Below are 17,674 nucleotides of genomic sequence, written 5' to 3' on the forward strand. Positions count from 1 at the left end.
TCGCTCAAGTTTGTATTCCGGCTCGCAGAGGCACGAAGCGCACGGCTTCGAGCTCGCGACGATTCCAACTGGCAGCCCCGGTGCGCTCGATCAGCACCAGTCGTTGGCTGGTGCCCCCCTCCGGGGCGATCAGGCGGCCGCCTGGCGCCAGTTGCGCAAGCAGGGCCTGAGGAATGCTCAGGCCCGCGGCAGCCACAACAATAGCATCGAACGGCGCGATGCCGGGCAGACCCAGCATGCCGTCGCCATGGATCAGCCTGACCTTGGTGGCCAGGCGCAGCGCGCGCAGGTGTCCGCGGGCCAGCTCGAACAGGCCCCGGATGCGCTCGATGGCATGGACTTCCCGCACGAACTGGGCCATGACCGCGGCCTGGTAGCCGCAGCCGGCGCCGACCTCGAGCACGCGTGTCGGTTCCCGGTCTTCGCAGACCGCCGCCAGCATGCGCGCCACCACCCAGGGCTGCGAGATGGTCTGCGAATGCCCGATGGGCAGCGCGGCGTCTTCGTAGGCGCGGCTGGCCAGGGCCTCGTCGACGAACAGGTGGCGCGGCACGGCGCTCATCGCGCCCAGCACCCGTTCGTCGGAAATGCCCTGGTCGCGCAGGCGCTGCACCATGGCCTGGCGCAGCCGCTCGGAGTTCAGGCCCAGGTTGGGCAGGGGCGAGGCGGCGTTGCGCGAGGCGTCGGAACGCTGCAGCGTGGCCGATGAGATGCGGGTGTTGCTGTTGGCGGCGGTGATGCCGGGCCCCACGCCAGCGGTGCCGTAACGGGAAGCCGCGCTCTTGGGCGCGCCTGGCTTGGGCGCACCTGACAACGGAACTCGGCTGTAATCGGGGCCAGAACGCTTGGTGCTCATAGGGGCTCCGCCCACGCACGGACCTCATCCATCTGGCCGGTATGGGTGAGATCGAGCCGCAGCGGCGTGATGGCCACGGCGCCTTCGGAGACGGCATGGAAATCGGTGCCGGGCGTGGCGTCGGCCGCCAGGCCAACCGGCCCGATCCAATACACCGGGTCGCCGTACGGCGTGGTCGTGCGCACCACGGGTTCGGAGGGATGGCGCTTGCCCAGCCGGGTGACGCGATAGCCCGCCAGGTCTTCGAACCGGCGGTTGGGCATATTGACGTTCAGCAGCATCGGCGCGGCCAGCGGCTGGGCCATCTGGCGCTCGACCACGTGGCGCGCGGCGCGGGCGGCCGAATCGAGGTGCTCCCAGCCCTTCTCGGCCAGCGAGAAGGCGATCGCGGGAATGCCGAACAGGTAGCCCTCGGTGGCGGCGGCCACGGTGCCCGAATACAGGGTGTCGTCACCCATGTTGGCGCCGTTGTTGATGCCGGAGACGACCAGGTCGGGGCGGACATCCATCAGGCCGCCCGTGAGCGCCACGTGCACGCAGTCGGACGGCGTGCCATTGACGTAGAGGAAGCCGTTGGGCGCGGTGCGCACCGATAGCGGGCGGTTGAGCGTGAGCGAGTTCGAGGCGCCGCTGTGGTTGGTCTCGGGCGCGACCACGGTCAGCTCGCCCAGGTCGGCAAGCGCATCGACCAGCGCCTGGAGTCCGGGGGCGTTGTAACCGTCGTCGTTCGAAACCAGGATGCGCATCGAGCCTTCCAGTATTTTTTGAGACCGCGGCGCAGGGCGACCCGCCGCGAGGCAACCGATTGTACGGCAGGCCGCGTGACGCCGGCGGCCGGGCGCGCGGTAGAATCCGCAGCCTCAGCCCCCTGCCCAATCCCGCCATGGTCGAAGCCGCCCCCTCCCTGCCCCTGAATGCCGCGCTGGTCCTCCTGGCCTACCTGATCGGCTCCATTCCGTTCGCGGTCATCGTTTCCCGCCTGATGGGCCTGCAGGATCCGCGCAGCTACGGCTCGAAGAACCCCGGCGCCACCAACGTGCTGCGCTCGGGCAGCAAGCCTGCCGCGGCGCTGACGCTGCTGGGCGACGCCGCCAAGGGCTGGTTCGCGATCTGGCTGGCCCAGGCGCTGGCGCCGGGGCTGTCCTGGACCACCTACGCGCTGGTGGCGCTGGCGGTGTTCGTGGGGCATCTGTACCCCGTTTTCCTGCGCTTCAAGGGCGGCAAGGGCGTGGCCACGGCGCTGGGCGTGCTGGCCGCGATCCAGCCCTGGCTGGCGGTGGCCACGGTGGCCACCTGGATCATCGTGGTGCTGTTCTCGCGGTATTCGTCGCTGGGCGCCCTGGCGGCGGCGTTCTTCGCGCCCATTTACTACGTGTTCGGCTCGGGCGTGGCCTGGAAGGCGCATCCGCCCGTGGTGGTGGCCATCGCCGTGATGAGCATCCTGCTGTATTACCGGCATCGCGCCAATATCCAGCGACTGCTGGCGGGCACGGAAAGCCGGATCGGCGGGAAGAAGAAATAAGCAGCCGAAAGCAAGTCCACGCATCCGGATCAACGTTTTTCTCCCCCGACAAGAATACCGAGCACCAGCCCCTTGCGGGACCGGGCTCGCGTGTACGCCCGCGTACCGGGTCTTACAGGCCGAACTTGCGGCGCTCCTCGGCAGACAGGCGGGCCAATTGCGCCGGCGTCAACGTCTCGCCGCGACCGACCATCTGCAGCATGCTCTGGGCGCTGTAGCTGGCCGGCTGTGCCGGTGCGGCGGCGCCCGGCTGGCCAGATTGGCGAGGAACAGCCGGGACGGCGGGCTCGTTGCCGAAGCCCAGCACCTGCACGCTGATGATGGATGGCAGCGCCTTCTGGGCCGCTGCTCTTGACCGCGCCACCGCATCCTGCGCCGCCGTCGCCGCCGTGGTGGCCGCCGCGCTGGCGTTGCTCAACGCGCCCACGTTGATCGCCGCCACCACCGGGATGCCCTTGGACTCGCCCTGCACCTGGATGTTGGCCGCGTTCACCACCTGCAAGGCCGCGATGTTGACGTTGCCCGACACGCGGATACCCGCCTCGCCCGCGTCGATCGTGCCCAGCGGCGCGATCAGGTCCACGTCGCCCGGCGCCACTTCCGGAATCGGGTTCAGCGTGGCGATGCCCGCGCCGGTGCTGGGCACCTGCGGCGACAGCGTCACGTTGCCCCAGCCGTCGTAGACGCGCAGCGGCGGGGTGTAGACCACCGTGGTCTTCGACCCCCGGCCAGCGTTGATGTCGCCCTGCGCCGCCCACGCCAGGATGTCGCCGCCGAAGGTCGTCATGATGCGGCTCTGGCCCAGCAGGATGTTGCCCAGGGAATACATCTGGATGTCGCCCTGGCCGCGCGTGATGACGCCTGCCGTGGAGGGCGGCGCTTCGCCTTCCACGCCATAGGTCTGCGCGCCGCCCGGGGTCAGCACCTGGATGTCGCCGCCGCGGTCGGTGTGGATGCCCGAGCCGCCGTACATCAGCAGGTCGCCCTGGTAGACAATGGCTTCGCCGGCATCGTTCTTTTCGGGGAACAGCGCCGCGATGGCGTTGCGGCCGCGCAGGTAGCTGCCCAAGCGCGGGCCATCGGCGTCGTTGTATTCGCGGCCGCCCTCGCGCAGTTCGGCGAAGTAGACCTGGCGGGCGAAGATGCGCTGCTGTTCGGCGGGCAATGCCGCGAACCAGGCGCGGGCGCGTTCGCCAACGGCCTGCGCGTCGCCGCCGTCGGCCGCCGCGTCGTAGCCGTAGCGGGCGGCCAGCCACTCGGCCAGTTCGGCCTCGTAGGTCTTGGCGACCTTGCCCGGCTGGTCGGCCAGCGGCGTGCCGGCCGCGGCTAGGTTGGCCGGGTCCAGGTAGCTGGCCAGGAAGTCGGCATAGTTCGCGCCTGCCGCGCCCATCCCCGCCTGCACCACGATGCCGGCGCCGGGTCGGGTGTCGCCAGGTACGACGGGGCCCAGGCTGCGCAGGCCGGCCTCGCCGGGGATCGGCAGGCTCTGGATGGTCAGCCCCGCCTGTCCCGCCATCAGGATATGGCGCCCGGCGGTTACTTCCAGCGTGCCCGGGCCGGCCACGTTGAAGTTGCTGTACAGGATGTCTCGTCCCGCCTGGACGATGGAGACGTCCGTGGGGTCGTCGTGGACGAACAGGTTGCCGGCGGAAGCGCCGCTGCCAAAGTAATTGCCTGGGGCGGCCGCCAACTCTCCAGGCAGCGCTTTGCGCTCCGGCGCGCCGTCGGAGCCGTAGCTTTCCAGGGTGCCTGATCGCACGATGTCGCGTCCGGCGCGCATCCACACGGGGCCGGCGCCTTCGTACCAGGTCTGGCCTGCGCGAGCGCCATCGGCGAAGTCGAGGATTTCTCCACTGCCCAGCCCGATGATGTCGCCGGACAGGGCATAGAGGCGTGTAGGTTCGGCCAGTCGGCCGACCTGGCCTGACGCGGATCCCGAACCGAAGGTGAACAAAGGATAGCGACCTTCCTGGGGACGAACGGCATCGGCCGCCAGGTTATGCGCCACAAAGGGGACGTTGGCGCCGGTCGGGAAAACGATGAACGCTGGCGCGAACGGCGTAGGCATCGCTGCCACGCTGGCGCCGGAGCGGGTGATGGTATAGCCGCCGGCATAGATCGAATCACCCGCCAACAGGGCGAGGCGGCCCTTGGCCGACGGCGCCAGCAGCAGGGAATAGGTGGTCGGATCGAAAAGTTGCGGGACCGGGGTGATCCCCCACGATGAACGCCCCAGATAGGCGCTCCCCCGGGCCGCTACGGCATCGAGCTGCGACGGCCACACGAAACGGCCATCGGTCGCGGCATCGTTGCGGTCGAATATCTGGCCTCCGGTGGTTCCGTAGTACGACGTCTGCGTGCTGGGCGCCAGATCTCCGCCCGCCGCGAAAAGCGAGATCGCGGTGTTTTCCGTCCACAGCGAGAACCAGCCATAGCTGCCGGCTGGCTGGGCCGTGCGATCCAGCAAAGTCACGGGCAGCGCCACCCGCCCAGGATCGCCGGTGCCCGCCACCACCAGATCGCCACGCGTGTCGATGCTGGCCGCAGCGTCGCCGAGCATCAGCACCGGGCCGCCCGTGGCGGCCCCCAGGGACGGCGCATAGGCGTCGAACGCGCGCGCCTCCCGGTTGTCGGCTTGGCCCGGGCCTGTCTGGTAATACGTCAGCGCGACCCCGCCCGACTCGCCCGCCTGCATGCGCAACGCTCCGCGCAGGTTGGCCAGCATGCCATTCGTGTTCGGATTCTGACGCTTGTAGTCTGCGCTGAAGACCGCGTCCGCGCCGCTCGTCGACACTGCGCGAGCCTCCAGACCCGGATTGAATGCGCCGCCCACGTCGAACACCAGATCGCCGCCGCCCGTCAGCGTCTGCGTGCCGTCGGCCAGCACGCGGCCGGTGCTGCCCACGGCCAGCACGAGACCCTGGCTACGCGCGCGCTCGGTTTCGTCGGCTGGGCTACCGCGGCGCGATTGGATGCCCGCGTCACCCAGTACCGACACGGTCAAGTTGCCGCCGCCCAGCGTACCGATGCCGGTAAAGCCCACCAACTCGGGGATACCATGCACCCCCGTCATCTCTTCGGAACTCAGGCCCTTCCAGGCATTGACACTGGCCGCGCTGCCGGACACATACGTGCCGAAATTGATCCACCAGCTGGCAGGGATGGCCTCCAGCCCGGCTCCGCCGCCGGCCTGGCGCCATAGCCAGTTGCCCATGTCCACACTGTTGCGCTGCTGGCGCAGGTCCACGTAGTCCCGTTGGGGGTTGTACGAACCCTGCATGTCGCCGGTCAGGTTGCCGCCTACGCGCAGCAACAGGTTCCCACCGCCGTCGGGATACCAGGCCGCATAAGTGCTGGCTACGCCTCCATCGACCAGCGATTCGTACACGGGGCCGGACGGCTCCGCACCCGGCGGCGGCAGCGGGGTGACGGCCGTATCCAGGTAGGTGCCGTCCGCGGCACGTGCGCGAGGACGATCGAAGGCATCGGCCTGGCCGCCGGCGCGCGAGGCGGTGGACATGCCGGCCGTGTAGACGCCGTACAGCGACTGCATCGCCAAGTCGCCGCCGGCGATCAGGTCCAGGTCGCCCGTGCCGGTGCGCAGCACGCTGAAGTTCTGCGCCACGGGGTGGATCTTGATGACGTCTCCGGCCTGCGGCGGGGTGCCAGGGATGGTCTCGCCGACCTGGACGCAGACGTCGGGGCACCACCCCATGTCGGCCTCGGCCACAGGCTTGCCGACCAGTTCCGGCATACCGAACTCAGCGATGAGATCGCTGTAGATGTACTGCGCCATCAGGCAAAGCTCTGACGGGCACCACCCTTCGGCGATCTGTTCTTCCGTCAGCGGCGAGTCGGGAACGAAGCCAAAGTCCCCAGCGATCGCAGTCCAGAACCACTTTCCAGTTACCTGCGGTGGCGTGCCCGGAATGATCTCGCGCTGCCCGTACAGGCTGTAGTGGGTATCGGCCAGCACCAGTCGGCCCTTGCCATCCGCGCGTGCCAGGCGGGGGTCGGCGGCGTCGACATCCGCCCCCGCCACCAGCCGCAAGCCCCACGATAGCGACCCCTCGGGCAGCATGGCCGCCACCGCCCAGTTGCGGCCCATGCTGCCGCCGGTCACCGTGCGCAGCGGTATGGAGATCACGCCGTCGGCCAGCTTCACGTCGGTCAACGACGGAATCAGCGCGCCCACTTTCAATGCCAGGGCGCCGGCCAGGAAAACGCCGTCCGGATCATTGACTGGGTGCGAACTGGCGCGGCTGGGCAGCGGCACGCCCGCCGGCCAGGTCATCGCCGCCAGCGCCGCCGCTGCCGGCAAGCGAAAGCCCGCATCCAGCAGGCTGCCCGCCGGCAAGGTGATGGGATCGCCGTTGCCGTTGGCCAGCAGCGTGCCGGCCGCATGCCGGATCGTGCCGTCGGCGTTGCGCACCGCGGCGCTGAGCACCGTGCCGGAAGGCACTTTCAATTCGGCGGTCAGCTCGGCCTGCGCGGGCAATTCCGTGCCCGCGGCCAGCGTGGTTGCCTTGATGGGCAGCGCATAGTTCAGCGTCTTGCCTGCCGGGAAGCGCGTGCCATCGGCCAGTTCCACGCCCGGTCCGGGCACGACCACGTCGCCGCCGTAGCCCTGCCGGCCCGGCGTCAGCACCCAGCCGGTGTCGTCGGGCGTATCGGGCGGCGGCGTGAAGCCGTCGTTGATGCTGCCATAGATGCTCAGGTCGCCGCCCGCCCGGATGGCCAGCGCGCCCGGTTCGCCCGAGCCATAGCCCGCGCTGCCCGGCGCCGCGTTCGGCACGTAGCGCGCCTTCACCAGCGGGTTGAGGCTGTCGTAGCGGTAGCGCGACAAATCGAGATCGCCGCTGACCACCAGGTTGCCGTCGGGCGTCTTGCTGACGATCTCCACGGCCGGGCGCAGGTGCAGCACGTCGCGATGCGCGGCGTTGTACAGGCCGGACAGCTCGGTGTTCAGCAGGGTGCCATTGGCCAGCGCGTGCGTGATGAAGTCGGTGCTGTCGCCGTGCTTCTCGTCCAGGTAGTCCTGGTCGATGACCTGGTACGGCTTGCCGTCGGCGGCGGGATCGACGCCGTCGCGCGCGTCGTCGTAGCGCTGCACCGCGTTCAACGCGATGGACCTCGCCCCTTGGATGGCAAGCGTACCGCGCGCGTCGATCGCCACGTCTCCATAGGAGGCCGCGTCTTGCGTGCCGGTATTGCCCGCGGCATCGATGCGCGGCGCGAACAATTCCAGGGTGCCCAGCGGCCCGCGCGCCATGGCGCGGTCGCGCAGCGCCGGCAGCGCCGCATAGCGCGGGTCGTCGGTGCCGTAGCGCAGGTCCATGCGCGCGCCGTCGGCCAGCGTCAGCAGGCCGTCGCCCGAGTTCAGTTCGATGACGGCGCGATTCGGCGCATCGATGATCTGACCGTAGCTGTCCATGCGCAGCATCGTGCCGTGGGCGTCCAGTACGCCGTTGCCGGCGATGGTCAAACCCTGCTTGCCCGCCAGCCGGATGCTGCCCACGCGCTCACCGCTGGCGTCCACCAGACCCGCCACCGTCAGGCGGCCGCCGTCGACGGAGATGTCGATCTGGTTGGCCTTCAGGTTGGCGTGCAACGCCACGTCGCCCACGCCGGTGCCCGGTTCACTTTGAATCGTCAGGTCGCCCTGCTTGAACTGGAAGCTGCGCACCCCGAACACGCCGCCTTCGTTCAGGCGCTGGTTAAGAGCGGCGAACTCGGTGCTGAGATCGCCGTCGCCCAAGCGCTGGGCGCGAACTTCGACCGCGCCCTCGAGATAGGGCACATGGGTGCCGCCGGCCTCGTAGTGGCCGCTGGCGCTGCCCACGATGCGGCCCTGCAGGTCGACCGTGCCCGCGGCCTCGCCCAGTGCGATGGCGCTGAGCTTGCCGGCCTGGTTGTGGCGCGCCGTCAGGTCGATGACCGAACCTTGCGCCACGCGCACGTCGCCGGCTGCGCTGCGCAGGTTCACCTGGCCGCCCCAGCTGTAGCGAGTGGCGCCCGCGTCGTCGAAGAAGGTGATGGCGCGGCCTGCCATGTCAACGCGGGCGGCGGCGCCGATGAAGACGCCTCCCTCGGCGGCCAGCGTCAGCTGGCCGCTGGGCAAGGCCACCGTGGTATCCAGGCTCAACGCGCGGCCTGCCGACAGCGACAGCTCGCCGCCCAGGTCGGCCACCGCGGCGGGGTCGGCGGGAATGCCCTGTCCCGCGGACACGCGGATGTCGCCGCCCGCGCTGACCTTGTTGACCGAACCCGATTCGCCGGTCAGCAGCGGCGTAATCAGGTTCAGGTTGCCGCCGCTGTAGCGGAAGCCCTCGCCCGCCACGTACTCGCCCTGGGCCTGGTGCACGGCCAACGTGCCGCGGTTGTTGGCGGTGATGCGTTCGCTGGCCCTCAGATCGACATCGGCGAAGCCCAGAGTCATGCGCTGCAGCTCGCTGGTGCCGTCGGGCTGGCCCCATGGGCCGTAGCCGAAAGTGATGCGCCGCGCATCCACCTCGAACGTGCCCGAGCCCGTGCCCGCGCCACCTGCAAGCACCGCGCCGGGCGCGCTGCTCGAGCCGATGCCGCCTGCCCCGTTCCAGACCAGGTGGCCGGTCTGGATGCGCGCCACCGCCGCGCCGTCGCCATAGCCGTAAATGGCCGGCGCGGTCAGCATCAGGTTGTCCAGCAGCGACCTGCCCTGCGCGTCCAGCGTGGACAGCGTGATCGTGTCGAAGAAGTTCATCGACTGGCCGGCGATCAGCTCCAGCGTTTCCAGCGCAGGCGCACCGCTGCTGGCATCGCCCTGCAGCAGGCGCGACAGGATGTCCTGGTTCAGCACCAGGCCGGGCGCCAACGCGCCGCGTGCGCGCGCGGCTTCCAGCGACGGGGCGCTGCCGATGTTGAACGCGCCCACCGCCAGGCTGAGATGGCGCGTGCCGTAGCGCACCGTGTCGTCCAGCACGAAATCCTTGTTTGTGGCGAAGGTGATGCTGCCTTCGGAATACAAGGCGGTAGTGCCCACGCAATTGCCCACCTCGCACCCACCCACGCGGATGGGGGTAGGCATGGCCGTCTGGCCGTCCGCCGGCGCAAGCCATTGCTGCCGGCCGTTGGAAACCGCGACCACGCTGTAATCGGAGGGCTGGTAGATGAAACCGTCCGCCGAACTGTAGGCCGGCGCCCCCTGGCCCAATGTGCTGAGCACCGCCCCCCGTTCGATGTCGATGACCCCGGGTTCGCCGAACAGACCGGCCCGCGTCACCAGCAGGATCTCTGGCGCGCGCAGCACTGCGCCGCTGCGCACGTACACCTTGCTGGCGACGCCGTCGCCGCGGAAGCGGATCATGTTGCCGCCCTGCCCATAGTCGACTTGCGCGGCGCTGCCGATCGACAACTGGTTCACTTCGGCCTTGTTCAGGTCGGAGGCGCGTATCGCCACCATGCCCGTGGTGTTGGGCGCGGCCGTGTCGGACAGGATCTCGATGTTTCTGCCGGATACGACCAGCGTGCTGCCGAAGCCGCCCGCTGCCGGAGCGCCCAGCACCGTGCCGTCGAAGGCCAGGCTCAGCGCATCGCTGCCGGCCTCGCGAGCCGTGAACCGCAGGTCCAGCCGCTTGGCGTCGGCTTCGATCCTGGCGCGCGGGATGCCGAGCCGCGCTGCGTCGACGCGGGCGAAGTCGGTGTACGAGGTCTCGTTGTACTGCGAGTACGTGCGCAGCACGTCGGCCGGCGTCAGGAAGACGCGGCTGGACAGGCTGTCGCGAATTTCGGTGCCGGCCACCGACAGCGTGGCGCCGGCCGACCACGATCCGTTGCGCAGTTGCTGCGCGCGGCCCGCCGCGCCCTGCCCGGCCCGACCGTTGAGCTCGACGCGGAATGCGCCGGGCAGCAGCGCATACGTGGAGGGCAACAAGGTGTAGGTGCCCGCCGGCAGGCCCGGCACGCCCGCGTCGACGGTGATGGCCTGCCCACGTGCGGCAGCGCTGGCCCCTGCCTCGCCATCGACCGGCGCGGCCGCGGCCTGCATGCCCGGCACGATGGCGTAGACCGGGTTGGTGTCCAGGCCAGGCAGCGTGAAGCCATCGCGGCCCACCTGCACCAGCGGATGCATGCGCGCGTCGGTCGAGCCCCCACGGCCCGCCACGAAGCCGGCGCCGGATAGCTTGCCACCACCGGTCAGGTCAATGACGGCGCCTTCGCGCACGTCCACGAATTGTCCGGACAGCGAAACGCTGCCGCCCTCGGCCGAGCCCACGCCAGCCAGTTTGACCTGCTGGCCGGCGTAGTTCCAGACCACGCCGTCCACCGTGCCGCCGTATGGCATCGCCAACCCGGCGCCACTGGCCGACACGACGCTGTCCGGCAGCAATACGACCGAGTGGGTGTCCGTGCCGCCGTCGCCGACCCCCAATGCGATCTTGCCCAGCGGCGCGCGCAGCACGCCGCCCTGTTCGACGCGAGCCGCCGCCAGCGCCAGGCTGCCGAACGCCGAATACGGCGTGGCGGGCAGATCGGCGCTGGTGCGCAGCACACGCAGCGTGCGGTCCGGATCGAACGCCGCGCTGCGGCCTCGCCAGCCGGCGTACAGGGTCGCCGATTGGCCGGTCGACGGATAGATCTGCGCGGCGGCCAGCGTCAGGTCGCCGGTGGCATAGACCGTGCCGGATTGCAGGCGCATGTCGCCCGCGCTGGCCAGTTCGACGTGCTCGAAACCGCGGCGGTCGATGGCCTGGGCCGGAGTGCCGCCAACCGCGGGAATCGTCAGCCGGCCGCCCACGCCCAGCCCCGCGCCGCCGCGCACGTCCAGCACCTGGCTGGCCTGCAGAGACAGCCTGCCCGCCACGGGCTGCGTCGACAACTGCATGGCGGTATCGCCGTAATTCATGCCCGGCAGCAGCTTCACGCTCTGCTGGTCGCCCGCGCTGGGCAGCGCCGACGCCGCCAGCAGCATGTACGGCACGGCCAGCGTCGCACGGCTGTTGGCCGGCGCGTCCTGCGCCAGGCCCAGCGAGCCGGCGTACAGGTCGAGCGAACGGCCCATGGTCAGGCTCACATTGCCATCGAAGGCGATCATGCCGCTGCTGTAGAGCGTCAGCGCATCGAAGCCACCGTCCTGCGCCTGGCTGGCCGCCAAGCGCGCCCGGCCATACGCCAGTTGATCCGCCGCCTCGGCGGGGCCGGCGCCGACCAGGCCCGAGCCGCCCGAGGCCCGGTCCTGCGACACCACCAGCTCGGTGAATGCCGCCACGCCCTGCGGCAGCACACCGGCGCCCAGGCCCACGCGCAGGCTGCCGCCCGACGCCCCGGCGCCGCCCGCCCGCGCCCGCAGCTCGCCGTCCAGGTACAGCCCCACGTTCGACAGCAGCGAGATCGATCCGCCATCGCTGGCCACGAGGGTGCGGCCCTGGCCCGGCACGTCAATGGCGGCCTGCGTGCCGGACGCGTCCAGCACCGCGCCCTCGCGCAGCACCAGGAAAAGGTCGGAGGATGCGATGCTGCCGTCGGCGGGGTTCATGCTGCCGCCGATCACGATGCTGCCGCCGTCTTCCACGATGCCGTACTGGAGATTCAACGGGCCCGTGGCCACCGCCGCGCGCGCCGCCACGTCCAGCACGGCATGCTCGCCCAGCCAGATCGACAGGCCGCGGCCGCCCTGGGCGGGGGTCTGCCCGGTCGCCGTGGTGCCGCCCAACTCGATGCGGCCTCCCCAGGCATCCAGCCTGCCTTCCACCGTCAGTTGGCCCGCGCTGCGGATCTCGATGGACTGGCCCGGGTCAACGGCCACGCGAGCGCCCTGTCCGACGCGGGCCTCGATGCCAGCCATCTGCGCGGCCGTGGGCAGAGCCCCGCCCGCCCGCAGGAACAGGCTGGCGCCGGCGCGACGCGTCAGCTCGGCCGCGACTGCGTCCTCTTGATACAGGGGCGGCGTCCATAGCTCCAGCGCCGACGACACCGGCTGGCCGGCGGCAACGTTCGACGCGTCCAGCCGATAGCGATACACGGGCCGCGATACGTCCACCTGGGCGCCGTCGGCCACCGTCAGGCTCTGCACGCCCGCGATGCGGTAGGCCGCGAATCCTTTGTCGAAGAAGTCTTCGGACAGGCGCAGCGTGCCGGCCGTGCTGTCCGCCGCCTGGGCCGGATCGCCCTCCTCGCCCGGCTCGACAGCCGCGCCGCCGACGACCACGCGCGGCGCCTGCAGCGCCAGCGTGCCGGCCCCGGATACGCCATGGCCCCGCAGGTCGCCGTCCAGCAGCAGCGCGGCGTCCGAGACGTTGCCCTGCGCATTGGCTTCCAGCGTCAGGTTGCCGCCGCGTCCGCCCTGCCGGTCGCCATCGGCCAGCAGTGCCGCGCCCGAGGACACGTCAATGATGCTGCCCTGCGCCAGCGTGATGTCGCTGCTGCCGCGGATCGACACCGCGCCGCCGCTGACGAACGGCAACCCCGCGATGGCGCCGCGGTCCAGCCGCAGGTTGGTCCACAGGCCGCTGGCATCCAGCGTCACGCCCTCGGCCACCACCACGCGAGCCCGCGCGTTGGCGACCGGCGCCAGGATCGTATCCTCGTCGCGCAGGTTGCCGCTGACCTGCTTGCGCACGTTGCCCAACTGGATGCTGCCGCCGCGCGCGGCCAGGTCGGCGTTGACCGCGATGTCCGGCCCGTACAGCACGATCTCGCCGCCCGCGCCGGTGCGCAGCGCGCCGTCGACCGTAATGCTTCCCGTGGCCGCGACACGCAGCGCGCCCAGCTCGAAGCCGTTGAGTTGGTCAGTGTCCAGGTACAGCGTGCCCTGGCGGTCTTCGGGCAAGGCCGCTTCCAGATCCAGCCCAGCGGCGATCAGCGCCCCGTCCGTGCCCAGCACCACATTGCGGATGGTGTTGCCATCGGCGCCCAGGCTGTACTGCCGCGTGCCGCTTTCCTTCACGTAGTAGGGCACGTAGCTGCCCACCACCAGTTGCCCGCCGCGCGCCACCGCCTGCTGCGATTGGTATAAGCCATCGAGCCCCGCCTGCGCGGCCTGCGTCTGCCTCGCCCCCTGGTAGGTGTCGCCGACCAACTCGCCTTCCAGCACGGCGCTCTTAGTCCCCACCACCAGCACGCCCGCATCGCGGCCCACCGTGTAGCCCAGTTCGTAGCGGCGCTCCGGTCCGATCAGCGGCGAACGGTAGTAGCGCGTGTTGCCCCAGCGCTCGCTGTGCTGCTCGTAGCCCTGGTACAGCCCCTTGTAGAGCACGTCGCCCGGCGCGCGGTCCACGCTGTACAGCCGCCCGTCATTGCCGCGCAGCCACGACTGGCGCAGATAACCGCTCTGCACGTCCAGCGTGCCGCCCGACAGGTTGATCTGCGAACCCTGCTGCGTGACGGCCTCGCCGCCCGCGAAGCGCACCATGCCGCCCTGCGCCATCCACTGGCCCACCCCGCGCCCGCTGGTGGCCAGGTACCCGCCCACCTCCAGCAGCCCGCCCGCCGTGTACCAGCGGTCGGTCTCGTAGCCGTTGGTGCCGGCCGCCACATACACCAGCGAGCGGCGATCCAGCCACACGTCGCTGTTGTTCAGGTTCTTGCTGTCGCGGTTGCCCGGCGCGTCGCGCTGCTCGTTGCCCTGGACGTTGATGTTCAGGTTGTTGGATTCCATCGCCACGCGCACGCCGATGGCCCCGGACACGTCCAGCACCGCGCCGTCGCGCACCAGCGCGCGCGTAGCCGCCTGCACGCCGATCTGCCCGCCGGTGGCCAGCGTCAGCGAGCCGCCCTCGAAGTCCACCGCGCCGCCGCTGGCGATCTCCACCAGCGACAGATCGCGCCGATACAGGTCGCCCGGCACGATGGGGCTGTCGACCGTGCTCAATGCCGGCGCCTGCAGGGCATCGCGCTGGCTGTCCAGCGCCGTGGCGTCGGTGTTCTCCAGCACGATGGCCGTGACGGCCTCGCGCGCCAGCGTGACCTTGCCCTCGGCGCCCGTGGCCGTCAGGTGCACCGTGCCGCGCGTATCCGTCGACGTGGTGGCCAGCGCCACGCCGGCCTGCTTCACGTCGCGCCCGAGCATCGTCACGTCGCCCATCACGGCCTGCAGCACGCCGGTGTTGAGCACCGCCCCCGCGTCGTCGCCGGCGGCAAGGGTAGCCGTGACCTGGTTGCCGCGTGTGGTGGAAGCCTGATTTTCGGACGTGCCCTGCCCGCGCACGATGGCGAAGCTGTCGCCGGCAGCCAGCGCCGCCTGGCCGCGCGGCGTGCTGATCACGCCGGCGTTCTCCACCTGCCTGCCCAGCAGCAGCACGTAGCCGCCGCCCGCGGTGGAGGTGGTCGGCGCGGGCGTGCGAAGCAGCGCGCCCTGCTCGACCACGATTTTTCCACCGGCGTCGGTGAAGACCGGATTGGCGCCGTTGTACAGCCCGCGGTCGCGGAATTGGTCGTCGGTGATGGCCGCAGCCGCGGCCACGAGATTGCGCGCATCGACCTGCGACGCGCCGCTGAACACGACGCCGTTGCGGTTGACCACCATGACGGTGCCGTCGCCCTTGATCGCACCCTGGATCTGCGAGGGCCGCGCCTGCGGGTCGTTCACGCGGTTGAGCACCGCCCAGTCGGCATGCTGGCCCTGGAAGGCCACCGTGGTGTTCCTGCCGACGTTGAAGGTCTCCCAGTTCAGGATGGCGCGGTCCGCGGTCTGCTGGATCGACACCGTGGTCTTGCCGCCCGATGCCGTCTGCACCGGGCCTTGTGCATTGAGCCAACCCGCCGTCAGCGGATTCGTGTCGACCTTCATGCCGCCCTCGGCCAGGCCGTCGGGCACGCCGGCCCCCGCCGCCAGCGCCGCTTCGCGCGCCGCGGCCTGCGCCGCCTGCTGCGCGGCGATGGCGCCGGCGGTGCGGTTCAGGTTGGCGATGGAGCGGCTGAGCTTCTGCTGGGCCGCCGCCTGCTGCGCGGCCGCGGATTGCGCCCCGACGCCGCCGTGGGCCGCGTGCGCCCGTGCCGCCGCGCTGGCGTTCGCCGCGGCGCTCTTGCCCGCGCCATCCGCTGCAAACCACGCACGCGCCTGCGTGGCATCATGCCAGCCCATCCCGCCCGCCAGGGCCAGCAAGGCCAGGGCGTGCGCCAGAGGAGTGCGCGAAAAAACCGGCGTCCAGCCGGGGCGGCTGCGGGCGGCGATCGGACGGGCGGGCGTGGGGGTCTGCACGGGCATGGCTATCGAATCCTGAACGGAGCAATCGTCTACACGCAGGGCCCGAGACGGCCCCCGCGCGGCTGACTACTAGTCGATTGGCCACCGCAAAACTAAACCGGAATCCGCATGAATTTTCTGTGACAGCTGCGCCACCCGCGCACACGGGCCGCCGCCAAGCCCACGGTCGTCGCGCCCCCCGCGTCCGCGGCCGACCTCAAGGCCGGCATTCCACGCGCGAAGGATCAGGACAGCAGCACGACATTTCCGACACGCCGCACCTGTATCCCTTGCGACAGGCGCAGTTGCTCGATGGCGTCGTCCAGACGGGCAATCGCGAAGTTTGCGCTGAACCGGCGATTCGCCAGTTCCCGGTTCATCAGCACGACACGCCCGGGACGATAGCGATTGATCTCATCGACCACCTGCGACAACGGCAGATCGTGGAATACCACCATCCCGCGCCGCCACTCGCCGCCGCCCGTCATCGTGGTGACAGGGCCGAGCTTGCCCGCGTCGTAGGACACCTGCTGGCCTGCGCCCAGCGTCAGGCTTCCTTGGGGATGGACAAGACGCGCGCTGCCCCGGCTGCACCGGGCCCAACCGGCGCCTCCCTCGTAGAGCTGGCGCATTTCCACCTCGCCGTCGCCCAGGGTCAAGCGAACCGCGCCGGCGACCAGCTCGCAAGGGGTTCCCGAGGTCTGCAAAGCGGCCTCGCCAGAGATCAGCCGCAGTTGCGGCACGCCCTCCGGCTGCTGCAGCGACACGCTGGTTTGTGTGTTCAAGGAAACGGTGACGTTACGGCCGACCGGGACATCACGCTGTTCGCCAGTGCCGGTGCGGTAGTCGGCCTGCAACTCGCCCCAGGACGGCCACAGATGCAGGGGCGGGCGAATCAACGCAAACGCCCCCAGCGTGCCGAAGGCCGCGGCCGCCCCTCCCAGGAAAGCCCGGCGCCGGTTGCGCACCTGGGCGGGCGAGCGTATCTGGCGGGGTCGCTCGAGATCGAACTGGAGGGTGGCCTGCCCCATCTGCCGCCACTCTTGCGCGGCCTGTTCCCAGGCCTGGGCATGCGCGGCGCTCTGGCCGCGCCAGCGATGAAAGGCCGCCAGCGTGCGCCGCGTCGGCCGGTCGGTGCCCAGTTCGACCGCCCAGGCCTGCGCCTGGGATTCGATCTCGTCCCATTCGCTGGCCGACGCGCCGGGCGGCATGCCGGAATTGGTTTGCGCCGGGATCATGGCCGATCGTCGTCCTGGTCCCGTGCCTTCAGGGCCTTCATGCAATAGCGGTGCGCCTCCAGGACTTCGCGTCCGACCATGGCCGCCGAAATACCCCAGCACTTGGCCAGCTCGGTACGCGTGCGCCCATGGACGCGCGTCTCGACCAGCAGCGCGCGCTGGCGCGGCGGCAATTCGTCCATGATACGGACCAGCGCGGCCAGCCGCGAGCGGCCCTCGGCCTGGCGGCCCGGGTCGGCGCTTTCGTCGACGGGTCCGAACAGGGCCTCGACCTCTTCCTCGCTGACCAGCCGCGAGTCCGCCCGCATGCGGTCGATGGCCACATGCACGGCCGTATTGACCAGGTAGGTCTGCGGAAACTGCACCAGATCCAGGTCGTCGCGGCCAGACAGGCGTAGATAGGCGTCATGCAACGCATCGCCGGCCATCTCGCTGGAGTTGCCCAGGCGGCGCGCCACCTGAGCGCGCAAGGCATCGTAGCGCTCGGTGATCAGCAGACGCAGGCGGGACACACCGTTGTCACTCATGGATAGGATTCCTGGCCCGGGGGGCCGCGCGGATCGGCAACGGGCGCCCGGCGTGGGCGGCGAGACTCATTCGGAGCATCCTCGATGACCGGCCGCCCCGGGCACGATCTGCATGATGGCCGGCTGGGCCACGCCCTCGGGCGGCAGATTCAGCGGCAGGCCGATCAGGGCGTCATGGACCGCGGTCTCGAGATCGGGCCGCCGCGTGACACTGACCTGCAACGGCCCCAGCCTCGCCTCGGGCCCGACCCAGAAGCGGATGGCCATGCGGTGGCGTCCGGCCTCGAGGGCGGGACGACGGCACAACTCCCGCAGGATGCGCTGCTGCACCTGGCCCTCGTAGCGCAACCGCACGTTCTGCGGATCCCC

General features: G+C 70.5%; 7 protein-coding genes. 1 reads left to right on the plus strand and 6 read right to left on the minus strand.

Translation table 11 applies throughout. The features are described 5' to 3' along the window. Nucleotides 1-4: 4 nt before the first annotated feature. Complete coding sequence (locus tag A7W11_RS22405) at nt 5-856, minus strand: protein-L-isoaspartate(D-aspartate) O-methyltransferase (protein ID WP_066419582.1); 852 nt, start codon at nt 854-856, stop codon at nt 5-7. Next, nucleotides 853-1,602, minus strand: coding sequence for a 5'/3'-nucleotidase SurE (surE, locus tag A7W11_RS22410; RefSeq protein WP_066419583.1), 750 nt, complete (start codon nt 1,600-1,602; stop codon nt 853-855). Before surE ends, A7W11_RS22405 begins: the two co-directional genes overlap by 4 nt. A 137-nt stretch (nt 1,603-1,739) precedes the next feature. Here surE and plsY point away from each other — a divergent pair, with 137 nt between their 5' ends. Beyond that, nucleotides 1,740-2,378, plus strand: coding sequence for a glycerol-3-phosphate 1-O-acyltransferase PlsY (gene plsY, locus A7W11_RS22415; protein ID WP_066421595.1), 639 nt, complete (start codon nt 1,740-1,742; stop codon nt 2,376-2,378). A 112-nt stretch (nt 2,379-2,490) separates the two neighbouring features. Here plsY and A7W11_RS22420 read toward each other — a convergent pair whose 3' ends face one another. The 4 genes from A7W11_RS22420 to A7W11_RS22435 form a co-directional block, all read right to left on the minus strand. Further along, the gene (locus tag A7W11_RS22420; protein WP_066419584.1) at nt 2,491-15,561 is read right to left on the minus strand and encodes a filamentous haemagglutinin family protein; all 13,071 of its coding nucleotides are present in this window, start codon (nt 15,559-15,561) and stop codon (nt 2,491-2,493) included. A 224-nt stretch (nt 15,562-15,785) separates the two neighbouring features. Further along, the gene (locus A7W11_RS22425) at nt 15,786-16,778 is read right to left on the minus strand and encodes a FecR family protein (protein ID WP_235816949.1); all 993 of its coding nucleotides are present in this window, start codon (nt 16,776-16,778) and stop codon (nt 15,786-15,788) included. Beyond that, entirely contained in the window at nt 16,775-17,305 is a 531-nt protein-coding gene (locus A7W11_RS22430; RefSeq protein ID WP_066419585.1) for an RNA polymerase sigma factor, read from the minus strand. The genes A7W11_RS22425 and A7W11_RS22430 overlap by 4 nt, the downstream gene beginning before the upstream one ends. Before the next feature lie 66 nt (nt 17,306-17,371). Continuing rightward, the coding region (locus A7W11_RS22435) for a hypothetical protein (RefSeq protein ID WP_162270303.1) at nt 17,372-17,674 on the minus strand (303 nt) is incomplete at its 5' end.

This window comes from Bordetella ansorpii (assembly GCF_900078315.1).
GTDB classification, from domain to species: Bacteria; Pseudomonadota; Gammaproteobacteria; order Burkholderiales; family Burkholderiaceae_B; genus Bordetella; species Bordetella ansorpii.

Coding starts and splice junctions, on each gene's coding strand:
- A7W11_RS22430 (WP_066419585.1), bottom strand. CDS start 17,305: ATGAGTGACAACGGTGTGTCCCGCCTGCGTCTGCTGATCACCGAGCGC.
- A7W11_RS22405 (WP_066419582.1), bottom strand. CDS start 856: ATGAGCACCAAGCGTTCTGGCCCCGATTACAGCCGAGTTCCGTTGTCA.
- plsY (WP_066421595.1), top strand. CDS start 1,740: ATGGTCGAAGCCGCCCCCTCCCTGCCCCTGAATGCCGCGCTGGTCCTC.
- surE (WP_066419583.1), bottom strand. CDS start 1,602: ATGCGCATCCTGGTTTCGAACGACGACGGTTACAACGCCCCCGGACTC.
- A7W11_RS22425 (WP_235816949.1), bottom strand. CDS start 16,778: ATGATCCCGGCGCAAACCAATTCCGGCATGCCGCCCGGCGCGTCGGCC.
- A7W11_RS22420 (WP_066419584.1), bottom strand. CDS start 15,561: ATGCCCGTGCAGACCCCCACGCCCGCCCGTCCGATCGCCGCCCGCAGC.